Origin of the sequence: Mucilaginibacter sp. SJ (assembly GCF_028993635.1) — a bacterium.
Lineage (GTDB): Bacteria > Bacteroidota > Bacteroidia > Sphingobacteriales > Sphingobacteriaceae > Mucilaginibacter.
Genome location: NZ_CP118631.1, coordinates 4,617,591 through 4,631,002, shown reverse-complemented (window position 1 = coordinate 4,631,002; position 13,412 = coordinate 4,617,591). Strand labels below are relative to the sequence as shown.

14 protein-coding genes are annotated in these 13,412 nt (G+C 41.9%); all 14 read left to right on the top strand.

Annotated elements, in window-relative coordinates; genetic code table 11:
• The first annotated feature begins 69 nt into the window (after nucleotides 1–69).
• The 14 genes from MusilaSJ_RS19170 (at nucleotide 70) to MusilaSJ_RS19105 (ending at nucleotide 13,391) form a co-directional block, all read left to right on the top strand.
• On the top strand, nucleotides 70–852 hold the full coding sequence (locus tag MusilaSJ_RS19170; RefSeq protein WP_274986465.1) for a polysaccharide biosynthesis/export family protein: 783 nt from the start codon (nucleotides 70–72) through the stop codon (nucleotides 850–852).
• The gene (locus MusilaSJ_RS19165) at nucleotides 853–3,273 is read left to right on the top strand and encodes a GumC family protein (protein WP_274986464.1); all 2,421 of its coding nucleotides are present in this window, start codon (nucleotides 853–855) and stop codon (nucleotides 3,271–3,273) included.
• Between the two features lie 36 nt (nucleotides 3,274–3,309).
• Entirely contained in the window at nucleotides 3,310–3,807 is a 498-nt protein-coding gene (locus tag MusilaSJ_RS19160) for a UpxY family transcription antiterminator (protein WP_274986463.1), read from the top strand.
• A 160-nt stretch (nucleotides 3,808–3,967) separates the two neighbouring features.
• Nucleotides 3,968–5,755, top strand: a complete 1,788-nt coding sequence (gene asnB / locus MusilaSJ_RS19155; protein WP_274986462.1) for an asparagine synthase (glutamine-hydrolyzing) — start codon at nucleotides 3,968–3,970, stop codon at nucleotides 5,753–5,755.
• Nucleotides 5,745–6,866, top strand: a complete 1,122-nt coding sequence (locus MusilaSJ_RS19150) for a glycosyltransferase family 4 protein (protein ID WP_274986461.1) — start codon at nucleotides 5,745–5,747, stop codon at nucleotides 6,864–6,866. The genes asnB and MusilaSJ_RS19150 overlap by 11 nt, the downstream gene beginning before the upstream one ends.
• Complete coding sequence (locus MusilaSJ_RS19145; protein WP_274986460.1) at nucleotides 6,859–7,722, top strand: ABC transporter permease; 864 nt, start codon at nucleotides 6,859–6,861, stop codon at nucleotides 7,720–7,722. The genes MusilaSJ_RS19150 and MusilaSJ_RS19145 overlap by 8 nt, the downstream gene beginning before the upstream one ends.
• Nucleotides 7,722–8,987, top strand: a complete 1,266-nt coding sequence (locus tag MusilaSJ_RS19140) for an ABC transporter ATP-binding protein (protein WP_274986459.1) — start codon at nucleotides 7,722–7,724, stop codon at nucleotides 8,985–8,987. The genes MusilaSJ_RS19145 and MusilaSJ_RS19140 overlap by 1 nt, the downstream gene beginning before the upstream one ends.
• 6 nt (nucleotides 8,988–8,993) lie before the next feature.
• The gene (locus tag MusilaSJ_RS19135; protein WP_274986458.1) at nucleotides 8,994–9,398 is read left to right on the top strand and encodes a sugar 3,4-ketoisomerase; all 405 of its coding nucleotides are present in this window, start codon (nucleotides 8,994–8,996) and stop codon (nucleotides 9,396–9,398) included.
• Nucleotides 9,388–9,810, top strand: coding sequence for a sugar 3,4-ketoisomerase (locus MusilaSJ_RS19130; protein ID WP_274986457.1), 423 nt, complete (start codon nucleotides 9,388–9,390; stop codon nucleotides 9,808–9,810). Before MusilaSJ_RS19135 ends, MusilaSJ_RS19130 begins: the two co-directional genes overlap by 11 nt.
• Nucleotides 9,811–9,837: 27 nt before the next feature.
• Nucleotides 9,838–10,344 (top strand): GNAT family N-acetyltransferase, encoded by a 507-nt coding sequence (locus MusilaSJ_RS19125; RefSeq protein ID WP_274986456.1) that lies wholly within the window; start codon nucleotides 9,838–9,840, stop codon nucleotides 10,342–10,344.
• A gap of 4 nt (nucleotides 10,345–10,348) precedes the next feature.
• The gene (locus MusilaSJ_RS19120) at nucleotides 10,349–10,588 is read left to right on the top strand and encodes an acyl carrier protein (RefSeq protein ID WP_274986455.1); all 240 of its coding nucleotides are present in this window, start codon (nucleotides 10,349–10,351) and stop codon (nucleotides 10,586–10,588) included.
• On the top strand, nucleotides 10,588–11,646 hold the full coding sequence (locus MusilaSJ_RS19115) for a 3-oxoacyl-ACP synthase III family protein (RefSeq protein WP_274986454.1): 1,059 nt from the start codon (nucleotides 10,588–10,590) through the stop codon (nucleotides 11,644–11,646). The genes MusilaSJ_RS19120 and MusilaSJ_RS19115 overlap by 1 nt, the downstream gene beginning before the upstream one ends.
• Nucleotides 11,639–12,385: an SDR family NAD(P)-dependent oxidoreductase gene (locus MusilaSJ_RS19110; protein ID WP_274986453.1), complete on the top strand. Its 747-nt coding sequence runs from the start codon at nucleotides 11,639–11,641 to the stop codon at nucleotides 12,383–12,385. Before MusilaSJ_RS19115 ends, MusilaSJ_RS19110 begins: the two co-directional genes overlap by 8 nt.
• Nucleotide 12,386: 1 nt before the next feature.
• Nucleotides 12,387–13,391 (top strand): ketoacyl-ACP synthase III, encoded by a 1,005-nt coding sequence (locus MusilaSJ_RS19105; protein WP_274986452.1) that lies wholly within the window; start codon nucleotides 12,387–12,389, stop codon nucleotides 13,389–13,391.
• The last annotated feature ends 21 nt before the right edge of the window (nucleotides 13,392–13,412 follow it).

Genomic DNA, 13,412 nt, shown 5'->3' with positions numbered 1-13,412 from the left:
CCGAAATTATGTAATTTTGACTTTGAAGCCTAATTATATTAAATATAACTTGGAACTTTATAGCTTAACATGCGCAATTATACATCTATCTGCCTAATTACTGGGATACTTTTTTTGTTAACCTCCTGCTCAAGCAAACAATATCAATATCTTTTTGAACAAAAGTATACTGTTACCGATACCGCATCAAAAGGAAGCGATGCCGCAGCAGGCCCGTACCGCATTAAAGCACAGGATATACTGCAGATCAGGAACCTGCAAAGCATAAAATATATAGTTGATGAAACGCCTGCTACCAATGCAGGAGGCAGCGGGGGAGGCGGCACTACCGGGCAAACTTTTCAGGTTGAAGACGACGGCACTGTTGCGCTCCCGGTTATCGGCCATGTAAAAGTTGCAGGCCTTACCAGGCCAGAAGCAGCAAAACAAATTGAGGAGCTTTATCGTACAAACCTGCTGAAAGACCCTATCATTGAACTAAAGATAGTTAACCTCAAGGTTACCATACTTGGCGAAATAAAAGGGCAGGGAAATTATACGTTAACAAAAGACAGGACCACTTTGGTTGAAATGATTGGAGAAGCAGGAGGCCTGACAGATAAGGCTAATGAAGCAAATGTAAAAATAATAAGAGGCGATCAAAAAAACCCGCAGGTTACTGAAATTAACCTTCGGGATATCCAATCAATAAATAATCCCCGTGCTATACTTCAAAGCGGAGATGTTATTTATATTGCACAAAACAAGCGCGCCGTACGCAATGATAAATTGCAAAACCTTTCAGTAATAACACAGCCGGTTTTACTGCTGCTTAATACCGCCTTAATTATTTTTACGCTTTCTCATCGGTAAATGGAAGAGTTAGAAAAAGTACAAAGAAAGCTGCCCAACCAGGAAATTGACTATTTTAAGATCGGCAAAATACTACTCAGCCGCTGGTACTGGATATTGGCATCCGTCGTTATTACATCAGCTATCTCGTACACTTATTTATGGTATACACCTAAAACATATGCCACCGGGGGGACGCTTAAGGTAGAAGAAAAAAAATCAGAGATTTCTGACATTATCAGTGTAATGACCACGCCCGAGCGCGGCCCGTCAAAAATTCAAAGTATAACTTCGGTGTTAACCAGCCGTACCCTTATTCTAACGGCAATAAAAGACCTCGACTATCGTATCAGCTTTTATATCTCGGGCAGGGTGCGTACCTCCGAAACCTATCCTCAAAAGCCTCTTGATATTACCCTGGTAAAGTTTGATAGCCTTAATTTTTTCCATAGCCTGATAACTTTTAAGCCAGTCAGTGCTCAAACCTTCAATCTTACCTATAGCATAAACGGTAAGGAGATTCAAAACAACTACAAATACGGAGATATTGTAACCATTGGCAATACCAGTTTCCGAATTAAATACCCGGGGTTAATTCCGTCCAAAACAATTTATTTATTTAAGTTCAATATCCCGGAAGATTTTATCGGCCGGGTACAGGGTAATTTATATGCTGGCGAAACAGCAAAAAACTCAAATATAATTGCCATTCAGCAAACAGATTCCAATCCGCAGTTTGCAGCAGATGTACTTAATGCGATCATGAACAATTATGTGATTTTTGACCGGAACCAAAAGGCGCAGTCAGCTTCACAAATGATTGATTTTATTGACAGTCAGCTGGATTACCTGTCGGCTGAAGTAAAAGGCTCTGAAAACTCGATAGAAAAATACAGGAAAAAATCAAAGATCCTCGACGTCACATCTGCATCAACTACTTCTGTAACCAAGGCAACCGAGCTTGAATCAAACAAATCGTTATTAAAAATACAATTAATAGCGCTCGACCAGCTTAGCAGCGAAATAGCCAGGGAAAAAAACAATGTAACCTTAAACTTTAATGTAGGCAGCGCTAATCTGCCATCGTTAGAAGTTATGGTAAGCCGCCTGGACAACCTGATTACAGAACGGGCAAGTTTATTAACTACCTATAATGCCGATTCGCAGCCTATTCAAAACATTAACCAAAGCATTATCCAAATTAAAACCACTGCTTTAAACAATATAAAACAGATCCGGGCCGGCATTGAAAAAAACATTCAATATCTTGATAATCAACTTGGCCAGGTTAACTCAACTATAGCGGCATTGCCTGCCGCCCAGCGTGATATGGTAAGCCTGCAGCGTGATTTTGATATTAATGATAAGGTGTACTCTTTTCTGTCCGAAAAAAAACTGGAAGCGCAGATCAGCCGTGCCGGGATTTTGCCAGGCGCAACCATTATTGAGCTGGCTCAGCCAAACTTTAATCCGGTTTCGCCCAATGAACATAATATCCACCGTACTGCTACTATATTAGGGCTGGCTATAGGCCTGGGGCTTATCATTCTCATCAGGATATTAAACCCCTATATTTATGATAAGGAAACCATTGAAAGCCTTACCAGCATACCTATCCTGGGCGTTATCCGAAAATTTCCTTATGCCCTTGACGAAAGCAGCGAACAGATCCTTGCTATCAGCAAACCCAAATCAATTTTTGCCGAATCGGTCCGTTCTGTACGTACTAACCTTAGTTTCCTTTCGTCAGAAAAAGCAAGCAAAGTTATTTGCATAACCTCGGAAGTAGCCGGCGAAGGCAAATCATTTGTTGCTGTAAATTTATCAAGTACGCTTTCACTTATTGATAAAAAGGTAATATTAATAGGGGCCGATTTACGGCGTTCCAGGCTACATAAAACTTTTCATGTGGCCAATGATATTGGCTTGACCAATTACCTTGCCCACCAAACTGAAATTGATGATATCATTCATCACTCTGAACAGGAAAATCTTGATTTTATAGTGTCGGGCCCCGTACCGCCTAATCCATCAGAGCTATTACACAGCAAAAGGATGAACGTTTTAATTGAAACACTTAAAACGATGTATGATATAGTGATGATTGATACCGCTCCGATTGGACTGGTATCAGATGCTATACCGCTTATCAGGGTAAGTGATATCAATGTTTTTGTGATCCGGTCGGGCAAATCAAAATATTATGCCGCAACGGTGCCACAGCGCATAGCACAGGAATATCACCTGGATAATACCGTGATAATTTTAAATGCGTTCGAAGAAGATTTGCTGCATTCAAGATATTACACTACCAAATTTACCGGCGAAAATGCAGGTACACGCTATTACTATTATTCAGACTACAGCGGCTACGAAGGTTCGGGCTATTATCTTGATGATGAAAAGAAAAAATGGTGGAATTTAAAACGATGGTTTAAATAAGCGTGTTCATTTAAAAAGATTGTTACTAAAATCAATATGGCAGTAAACAAATGGTACCCGGTTTACACCAACCCACGAGCCGAAAAAAAGGCGTATGAAGCATTAATGAGCAAAGGCATTAATGTTTACCTGCCCCTGCACCGTCAGCTTAAACAATGGAGCGACCGCAGGAAATGGGTTGAGGAACCATTTTTAAAATCATACCTGTTTGTAAATATTGCCGAACAAGAGCAGGCCGAAGTTTTAATGACCAAAGGCATTGCGCGGTTCCTTTATTTTTCGGGCAAGCCTGCTGTTATGCCTGATAGGCAGATCCATGAACTTAAATTACTCATGGCAAGCCCATATGAACTGGAGGTAACAGAGGAAGATCTGCAGCCGGGCGAGAAGATTATCATCAGAGCGGGTGCCCTAAAGGGCATAACTGGTGAAGTTGTATCACGCAGATCGCAAAAACAACTGATATTACGCCTGGAAAGCATTGGTTACTCCATTATCGTTAATGTTGCTGCATCGCTCATTGAGCGGTTTTAAAATAAAAGGAATTGTTTTGGACAATAGATAATATTTCATTATTTGCGCCGAAAATTCAATAAATAGACAGCTTGTGCCCTGCAACACAAGTAATTAATAATTAATTAGTTACAAAACATCAATGTAACTTACGGGGCGAAGCTATGAAATTTAATGAACCATGTGCCGTATAGCAGGAATCGTTTCTGAAAAAATATCCCAAAACGAGATCAGGAACAGCGTAAAATTAATGTGCAGTGCGTTACAGCACGGCGGCCCGGATGATGAGGGCATATTTGAAGATGAAAAAGCCCGCCTTGTTTTCGGCCACCGCAGGCTATCAATTATTGACCTCAGCAGCAACGGGCACCAGCCCATGGCAGATGTGGGCCAAAATGCATGGATCACTTTCAATGGCGAAATTTACAACTACCCTGACTTAAAACAGGAATTGCTAAGATCAGGAGTACAATTTAAGTCAGGCACTGACACCGAAGTTATCCTCCAGGCCTACCTTAACTGGGGCACTGCGGCCTTTGCAAGGTTCAGGGGGATGTTTGCTTTTGCTTTGTATGATGTTGGCAAAGCCCTTACTTATCTTGTACGTGATACCACCGGCATAAAACCGCTATATTATTCGGCTGTAAACAACGAGCTTTATTTTGCATCTGAAGTACGGGCATTTAAGCAATCGGGACTAAATATCGAAAAAGACCCGGATTGGCCGGTAAGACTATTGGCATTTGGCCATATTCCTGAACCCTATACCACATTAAAAAATGTATTCAGCCTGCCCAAAGGACATTTTTTATGCTGGAACCACAGGAGTGCAGGTTATACTTTAAGCAAATATCACATTGATGGTTTGCAAGGTATAGTAACTGATAAAAACGAAGCCCATCGGTTAATCCATAATGCACTTAGTTTGGGTGTGAAAAGGCAATTAATTGCCGATGCGCCGATAGGTGTATTTTTAAGCGGTGGGATTGATTCAAGCCTGCTCACACTCCTGGCCAATCAGCAAAAAAAAGAGGAGCTTAAGACAATTTCAATATTTTTTGATGAAAAAAGTTATGACGAACGCAACTATCAAACCGTCATCAACAATAAAATAAATGGCCAAAACTTTTCACACCTGGTAAAAAAATCAGATTTTGAAGCGTTTTTTTCGCAAATCATAAGCGCTATGGACATGCCCACCACCGATGGCATTAACAGCTGGTTTATAAGCAAATATGCTCATGACGATGGTTTGAAAGCCGTATTATCAGGTGTTGGCGCCGATGAACTTTTTGGAGGTTATCCCTCATTTAACCGCATAAAATATCTTGGCTATCTGCGTAAACTACCACCATGGATGTTAAAAATGTCTGGTCATTTTTTGCCTGATCATTATAAGAGGTTGACATTCCTTGCTGTTAACCACCCGATAGCTGATTACCTGGCTTTACGCGGATTGTTTTCATTAGCTGATGTTTCTGCTTTACTGGATACAAGCATAGATCATATTAATGATGTATTGTTCGGCGCAGCCTTGTCGCCCGCACCACATGGTTATAATAACGAGCATGCAGAATGGTTTGAAACGCATTTCTACATGCAAAACCAATTGCTCAGGGATACCGACGTAATGAGCATGAACCATGGACTCGAAGTCAGGGTCCCGTTTCTGGATGAAGATTTTAACCATGCAGCCCGGAATATTACACCAGGCATCAGATTTAATAAACACCAGCCGAAAAAACTTCTTATTGAAAGTTTCGACAACCTTATTCCGCCTGAAATTTGGAACAGGCCTAAAATGGGTTTCACATTCCCCTTACAAAAATGGATGAAGGAGCACCACCTAATTAGCGATACTGATAATTACAAAGGAAAAGCGGCACAAAATGTTATAAAACAGTTTAAAAACGACGGCGTTCATTGGTCAAAAGCTTTTGCCTTATACCAGGTTCAAAATGATGGCTAAAAATGTAATTCTTTTTACTTTACAAACATTTAGCGCTACCGGCGGCATCCAGAAAATGACACGCACACTTGGCCATTCCTTGCATCGTGCTGCCTTAAAAAACAATTGGAATTTTGAGCTTTGGTCGGCTTATGATAAGCAGGATGACCTGATGGCGCAATATTTACCTTCCACAAATTTCAAAGGGTTTGGCGTAAACCGGGCGGGTTTTGTTTTAGAAACCATCGGTCATTCCACAAAGCCTCATGTTGCTATATTAAGCCATATTAACCTGGCCATCATTGGCCTGTTAATTAAACTGATTAATCCTAAATGCCGGTTATGGCTTGTAGCACATGGCATTGAGGTTTGGCGACCGCTTTCGTTTTTTAAACGCATAATGCTTAAGCGCTGCGATAGCGTGATTTGTGTAAGCAATTACACCAAACAACAAATGATAGGCCGGCATAACCTGGATGCCGGAAAATGCATTGTACTGAATAATGCTATTGACCCTTTTATGCGGTTACCCAATACCTTCACAAAACCACAAAGCCTGTTACAGCGCTACGGTTTACACGATAATGATCTTATCCTGTTTTCGTTAACCCGCCTGGCATCTACCGAGCAATACAAAGGGTATGACCAGGTAATCAGCGTATTGGGCAGCCTGAAGTCAAAATTCCCGCAAATAAAATATATGCTTTCGGGTAAATATGACCGCCAGGAATATATCCGCATAAAAAAACTAATTGCAGTGCATGATGTAAGTGAGCAGGTAATTTTAACCGGCTTTATTGACGAAGCCGAACTTACCGATCATTTTCTACTGGCCGACCTGTTCGTTTTACCAAGCAAAAAAGAAGGGTTCGGCATTGTATTTATTGAAGCTCTTGCATGTGGCTTACCGGTTATTTGTGGCGATGTCGATGGCAGCATTGATGCAATCCGCAACGGAGAACTGGGAGAAGCAATCGACCCTGATAATCTCACTGAACTTAATAACGCTATAACCGGGCACTTACAAAAACACATAGCCGCTGATACCCGCAAAAATTTACAGGAAAAGTGCATCAGCCATTTTAACGAACACGATTATATGACCAAGCTTGAGCAGTTAATAAATGAGTGAGATACTCCCGAAAAACTGGGACATTGAAATAAATGCCAAAAGCAGCCTGTTTGACCTTAAACTCAGAGAAGTATGGCACTACCGAGACCTGCTCATATTACTTGTTCGGCGCGATTTCGTTTCTTTTTATAAACAAACAATTTTAGGGCCGGTGTGGTTTTTTGTTCAGCCTGTTATTACCATCCTGTTTTATACCCTGATATTTGGCAATTTGGCCGGTATCCCCGTTGATGGCTTGCCCAAACCACTCTTTTACCTGGCCGGTACCATCATCTGGAATTACTTTGCCGACTGTCTGAACAAAACCTCAACTGTTTTTAAAGATAATGCCGGTATACTGGGCAAGGTATATTTTCCAAGGCTTATTATGCCCTTAAGCATTGTGCTGTCAAACCTGATCCGTTTTGCGGTTCAGGTTTTACTTTTCATTATCTTGTACATTATTTTTGTTTTAAAGGGAGAACAGATCGTTCCCAATATAGCAGCCCTGCTGCTGCCGCTGCTTATTATTATGATAGCATCGCTGGGTTTGGGCCTGGGTATGATCATATCGGCAGTTACCACAAAATATAGGGACATCGCTTTTATAGTAGCCTTTGGCGTACCACTTTTAATGTACGCAACAACGGTTATATACCCTTTATCGGTAGCGCAGGCCAAATATCCCAAATACAGCTGGCTTATCAAGTTTAATCCCATTACGGCCGTAATTGAAACGTTCAGGTATGGCTGCCTGGGCAAGGGTAGCTTTAGCTGGGAGCTGTTAGCTTACAGCATCGTTAGCACTGTTTTAATACTAATGGCAGGCATAGTGATATTTAATAAGGTTGAAAAAACTTTTGTTGATACCGTATAATGAGCAAGGCAATAAAAGTTGAAAACCTGTCAAAAGCCTATCAGTTAGGCGATTTTGGCACAGGCACTATCTCCCGCGACCTGGAGCGTTTTTGGGCACGTCTGCGGGGTAAGGAAGATCCTTTTTTGAAAATAGGTGAAGTAAACGACCGTACTATCAAGGGTGAAAGTGATGTAGTATGGAGCTTGAACGATATTAATTTTGAAGTTGAACAGGGCGATGCCGTTGGCATTATAGGCCGCAACGGAGCAGGTAAAAGTACCCTGCTTAAAATATTAAGCCGCGTTACCTCCCCTACTACGGGTTCGGTAAAGCTAAGGGGCAGGATAGCCAGTTTACTTGAAGTGGGCACAGGTTTTCACCCGGAACTGAGTGGCCGGGAAAACATTTATCTCAACGGCGCCATCCTGGGGATGCGTAAAGCCGAGATTAAACAGAAGTTTGATGAGATCGTGAACTTTTCGGGGGTTGAAAGGTATATTGATACTCCGGTTAAACGTTATTCTTCAGGGATGTATGTTCGTTTGGCCTTTGCAGTGGCCGCGCACCTTGAAAGCGAAATTTTGATAGTAGATGAAGTACTGGCAGTTGGCGATGCCGAATTTCAGAAAAAATGCCTCGGCAAAATGGGGCAGGTGAGCAAGAGCGAAGGGCGTACTGTTTTATTTGTAAGCCACAACATGGCTGCCGTTAAAACATTATGTAACCGGGGCATTGTTCTTGCGAACGGGCAGCTGATATATGAAAACAAACAGCTCGAAGCTGTTAGCTTTTATCAAACCAATAACAATACCCGGTCAACTTTTGAGCATCATGGCGATCTGAGCTCGGCACCGGGGAATGAAAATATTAGGATACTTAAATTTATCATCCGCCCGCTTACCGGCGACAGCATCTCCATTTCGACTGGTGTTAGCTTTGAGATGATCTTTTTTAATCAAAAAGCAGATATTAACCTCGATGCTACATTTGAATTAAAAAACAGCGATGAAATCCCGGTGTTTCATAACGGCGTACTTATATCAACCAATAACAATTCAAAAACCGGATTATATACCGTTAGGTGTACTATCCCGCCAAACCTGTTAAATGCCGGCAATTATTCATTTAAGTTAATTTTTGGTGAAAATCAACGTTACCTGTTATTCGGCGCCGATGATTTTATCGGGTTTGAGGTTGAAAATGAGAGCAAGGGAAGTAACAGCTCTTTAGCTCCGGGTGTAATTCACCCTAAACTTGATTTTACTGTTAGTTACCAGGCATAATAGCATATGGAAGCTCCGCACATCATACAATTGCCCAAGTTTTTAGATGACAGGGGGAACCTTTCTTTTATTGAAGAAAACAATCATATTCCCTTTAGAATTGAGCGTACCTACTGGATCTATGACGTACCTGGCGGCGAACGGCGGGGCGGCCACGCTTATTTAAATCTGCAGGAATTTATAGTTGCTATTAGCGGCAGCTTCGATGTTGTACTTCATGATGGCGAAAAGGAAATGCGATTTAGCCTTAACCGTTCGTATTATGGGCTATATGTACCCAAAATGATGTGGCGCGAGATCGAGAATTTCTCTACCAATTCGCTGGCCCTGATCCTGGCCGATGATAAGTATAAAGAAAATGAATATATCAGGGATTTTGATCAATTTATAAGCAGCAAACATGGAAGGTAAATCGTCGACCGTTTTTGACTGTAACATTATCCACTTGCAGCGCATCCACAATCGCGCAGGCAACATCACCCCTGTCGAAAACAATATTCATATTCCGTTTGCTGTTAAACGGGTATATTATTTATATGATATTCCGGGCGGCGAATCACGCGCGGCACACGGACATAAACAACTTGAACAATTTATAGTGGCGGCCAGCGGCAGCTTTGACATTACTATTGATGATGGTATCAACAAAAAAACAGTGCAGTTGAACCGTCCATACATGGGATTGCATATTAAGCCTGGCATCTGGCGCGATATTTCAAATTTTTCGTCGGGCGCTATTTGCCTTGTACTTGCTTCCATGTTATACACTGAAGATGATTATTTAAGAGATTATAACCGATTCAAAAATTACAAATCATTATAAGTGCAGTTCCCTTTTTATAAATTTGACTTGATATTCAGATTGGTTGAAGAAAGCGATGCCGAATTTATTTTAAGCCTGCGAACCGATCCTAAACTATCCAGGCACTTATCGCCAACAGATAACGACCCTGAGCAACAACGCTTATGGATCCGCGGATACAAGGAACGTGAGGCCCGGGGCGAAGAGTATTACTTTTTATTTGAAAGTACCAGCCACGAACCGCTTGGTGTTGTACGTTTATATGACTTTAAGGACAAAACTTACAATAGCGGCAGCTGGCTTATAAAGCCCGGCGGTGATATCTTGACTGCCATCAAATCAGACCTTTTTATCTCATCATTTGCACTGGATGAACTGGGTTTTGAACAATGCCTTTTTGATGTGCGCAAAGACAATAAAAAGGTAGTACGCTTTCATAAAATGTTTGCCACCCAAATAAACGAGGATGAAAATAGTCTATATTTGATGATGGACAGAAAAGCTTATGAAAAAAAATACAAGTACTTAATTAATATAATTGAACCAGAAATATAACACCATGAATATTCAACAATTTGTCAGTCAATTTGCCGAACAATTCGATGAAATACCTACAGACAATTTTGCTGCAGATACCCAATTTAAAGAAAACGACGAATGGAGCTCAATGACAGCGCTATCCGTAATAGCCCTTGTTGATGACAGTTACGATGTAAGGCTAACCGGCGACGATATCCGCAAATCATCAACTATACAAGATATTTACGATATTGTAGCTTCAAGGGTAACTGCTCAATAATGGCTTTTCTGCATATTAAAAATGTTGTGATAAAAGGCCTTGCTGCCTGCGTGCCTTCTGTAATTGAAGAAAACGCTGATATACAGAATATCCCGGCGCCGGATCTTGAAAAACTTATCAAAACTACCGGTATTGAACGCCGGCATATAGTTGATACCGGTACCTGCACATCTGATTTATGTTATACTGCTGCAGAGAAACTCATTGCTGAATTAAACTGGAATAAAAACGAAATTGAAGGATTGGTATTTGTAACACAATCTGCCGATTATATTTTACCTGCTACATCAGCCATTTTACAGGATAGGCTTGGCCTTTCACCGCATTGTTTCACGCTTGATATTTCTTTGGGATGCTCCGGGTATATTTACGGGCTAAGTACGCTTGCCGGTTATATGCAAAGCGGCATGATCAAAAAAGCGCTGTTGTTGGTTGGCGATACTTCATCCATATCATGTTCAAAGGGTGATAAAAGCACCTATCCGCTTTTTGGCGATTCGGGAACTGCCACTGCTCTTCAGTACAACGAGGGAGATGAAGGCCTGAAATTCATTTTACAAAGCGATGGAAGTGGTTTCAACTCCATCATTATACCCGATGGCGGGTACCGTAACAGGTTTAGTCTGGTTTCGCTTGAGCCACATCAGGTAAATGATGGTATTGTTCGCAACAATCTGCAGCTATCACTTGATGGTATGGACGTTTTTTCGTTCGGGATTTCTAAAGCTCCCGAAAGTGTGAACCTGTTGCTGTCAAAATTTAACATCGATAAAGATAAGGTCGACTATTTTTATTTTCACCAGGCAAACCTGATGATGAACGAGCGCATCAGGAAAAAACTCCAGTTACCCGAAAGTAAGGTACCTTACTCGTTAAAAAATTTCGGTAACACCAGCAGCGCCAGTATCCCTATTACCATGATAACCGAAACATCCGAAACCTTGAAAAACGGCGAAAATGCAATCATTGCCTGTGGCTTTGGTGTAGGATTATCCTGGGGAAGTATGGTTTGCCAAACTAAAAACCTTGTGATCCCCGACCTGATCATCTATGAATAATCCCTTTTCATTAACCGGAAAAAACATTCTTATTACCGGCTCTTCATCCGGTATCGGCAAAAAAACTGCGCTTACATCGGCCGGCATGGGGGCAAAACTCCATATAAGCGGTCGCGATGCCGAAAGGCTCACGGCAACGCTTCATGAGCTTGAAGGCGAAGGGCATGCGATGCAAACCGCCGATTTAACCAGCGAACAGGACATTGATACCCTGGTACAATCAGTTTCAGGATTAGATGGCGTAGTATTATCCTCAGGAATAACCAAAACGCTTCCGTTTAAATTTATAAACGCCGTCGAACTCAATAGTATCATGCAGGCAAATTTTTCTGCACCTGTCCTGCTACTCAGCAAGCTTATCAAACTCAAAAAGTTGAACAAAGGGTGCTCCATTGTATTCGTGTCTTCAATTGGCGGTAATTTTATAGGCGCAAAGGGTAACGCTATGTACAGCGCGTCAAAAGGCGCAATCAATGCTATTCAAAAAGTACTAACGCTTGAGCTGGCCCCGCAAAAAATAAGGGTGAACAACGTTTCGCCTGGCATGGTACGTACAGAAATGTGGGAAAACTCAACCACATTCACTGCTGAACAAATTGAGGAAGATGCAAAAAAATACCCCCTCGGTTATGGCGAAACCAGCGATGTCGCCAATGCTATTGTTTACCTTTTATCAGATGCCAGCAAGTGGGTTACCGGCATTTCATTGGTGTTAGACGGAGGTTTTTCTGTTCAATAACATGATCGCTTACATCAAAGCAATTTCGTACTATCTGCCCCCAAATAAACTTACCAACGCCGAGCTATCGGTTCTATTTCCCGAATGGGGAATTGAAAAGATAGCCAACAAAATAGGTGTCGACACCCGGCACATTGCCGCCGATAATGAATTTGCATCAGACATGGCTATCGCCGCAGCACAAAAGCTTTTTGCTGAACATAATATCAGCCCGGCAGATATTAACTTTATACTTTACTGCACCCAAAGCCCTGATTATTTTTTGCCTACAACAGCTTGCATTATTCAGGATAAGCTGGGGATCCCGGTTAAGGCAGGCGCGCTTGATTTTAACCTGGGGTGTTCGGGCTATGTGTACGGACTCGCTTTAGCCAAGGGCCTGATAGCAGCCGGCATAGCTACTAATATCCTGTTGCTTACATCCGAAACTTACTCAAAATTTATACATCCTAAAGACAAAGGCAACCGCACCATCTTTGGAGATGCCGCAGCCGCTACCCTCATCAGTACCAATGGCTTTGCCGCCATAGGCCACTTTGAGTTGGGTACCGATGGCAAGGGCGCCGAAAATCTAATCGTAAAGCAGGGTGCTATCCGGCATCCCGAAAAAAGTGCAGATACCATACATGATGGCTATGGTAACGAGCAATCGCCAGGCAATTTACATATGGACGGGCCTGAGATATTTGCTTTTACATCGACGGAGGTCCCCGTGTTAATAACTGAAATCCTTAAAAAAAACGGGGTAAGCAAAGCCGATATCGGGCAATTTATCCTGCACCAGGCCAACCGGTACATGCTGGAGCACCTGCGTAAAAAAATGGATATAGCCCCCGAAAATTTTTATATCTATATGGCCGATGTGGGTAACACGGTATCATCATCGGTGCCTATTGCACTTTATGAGGCCATGAAAGAAAAACAGACCGGTCCGCAGGCAAAATGGCTTTTGGCCGGCTTTGGCGTAGGTTATTCATGGGCCGGAACCGTAATAGCATTTATATAAAAGCTAAAAGCAGAACGTCTA

Coding starts and splice junctions, on each gene's coding strand:
- MusilaSJ_RS19160 (WP_274986463.1), top strand. CDS start 3,310: ATGGCAGTAAACAAATGGTACCCGGTTTACACCAACCCACGAGCCGAA.
- MusilaSJ_RS19165 (WP_274986464.1), top strand. CDS start 853: ATGGAAGAGTTAGAAAAAGTACAAAGAAAGCTGCCCAACCAGGAAATT.
- MusilaSJ_RS19120 (WP_274986455.1), top strand. CDS start 10,349: ATGAATATTCAACAATTTGTCAGTCAATTTGCCGAACAATTCGATGAA.
- MusilaSJ_RS19105 (WP_274986452.1), top strand. CDS start 12,387: ATGATCGCTTACATCAAAGCAATTTCGTACTATCTGCCCCCAAATAAA.
- MusilaSJ_RS19140 (WP_274986459.1), top strand. CDS start 7,722: ATGAGCAAGGCAATAAAAGTTGAAAACCTGTCAAAAGCCTATCAGTTA.
- MusilaSJ_RS19170 (WP_274986465.1), top strand. CDS start 70: ATGCGCAATTATACATCTATCTGCCTAATTACTGGGATACTTTTTTTG.
- asnB (WP_274986462.1), top strand. CDS start 3,968: ATGTGCCGTATAGCAGGAATCGTTTCTGAAAAAATATCCCAAAACGAG.
- MusilaSJ_RS19145 (WP_274986460.1), top strand. CDS start 6,859: ATGAGTGAGATACTCCCGAAAAACTGGGACATTGAAATAAATGCCAAA.
- MusilaSJ_RS19110 (WP_274986453.1), top strand. CDS start 11,639: ATGAATAATCCCTTTTCATTAACCGGAAAAAACATTCTTATTACCGGC.
- MusilaSJ_RS19150 (WP_274986461.1), top strand. CDS start 5,745: ATGATGGCTAAAAATGTAATTCTTTTTACTTTACAAACATTTAGCGCT.
- MusilaSJ_RS19135 (WP_274986458.1), top strand. CDS start 8,994: ATGGAAGCTCCGCACATCATACAATTGCCCAAGTTTTTAGATGACAGG.
- MusilaSJ_RS19115 (WP_274986454.1), top strand. CDS start 10,588: ATGGCTTTTCTGCATATTAAAAATGTTGTGATAAAAGGCCTTGCTGCC.
- MusilaSJ_RS19130 (WP_274986457.1), top strand. CDS start 9,388: ATGGAAGGTAAATCGTCGACCGTTTTTGACTGTAACATTATCCACTTG.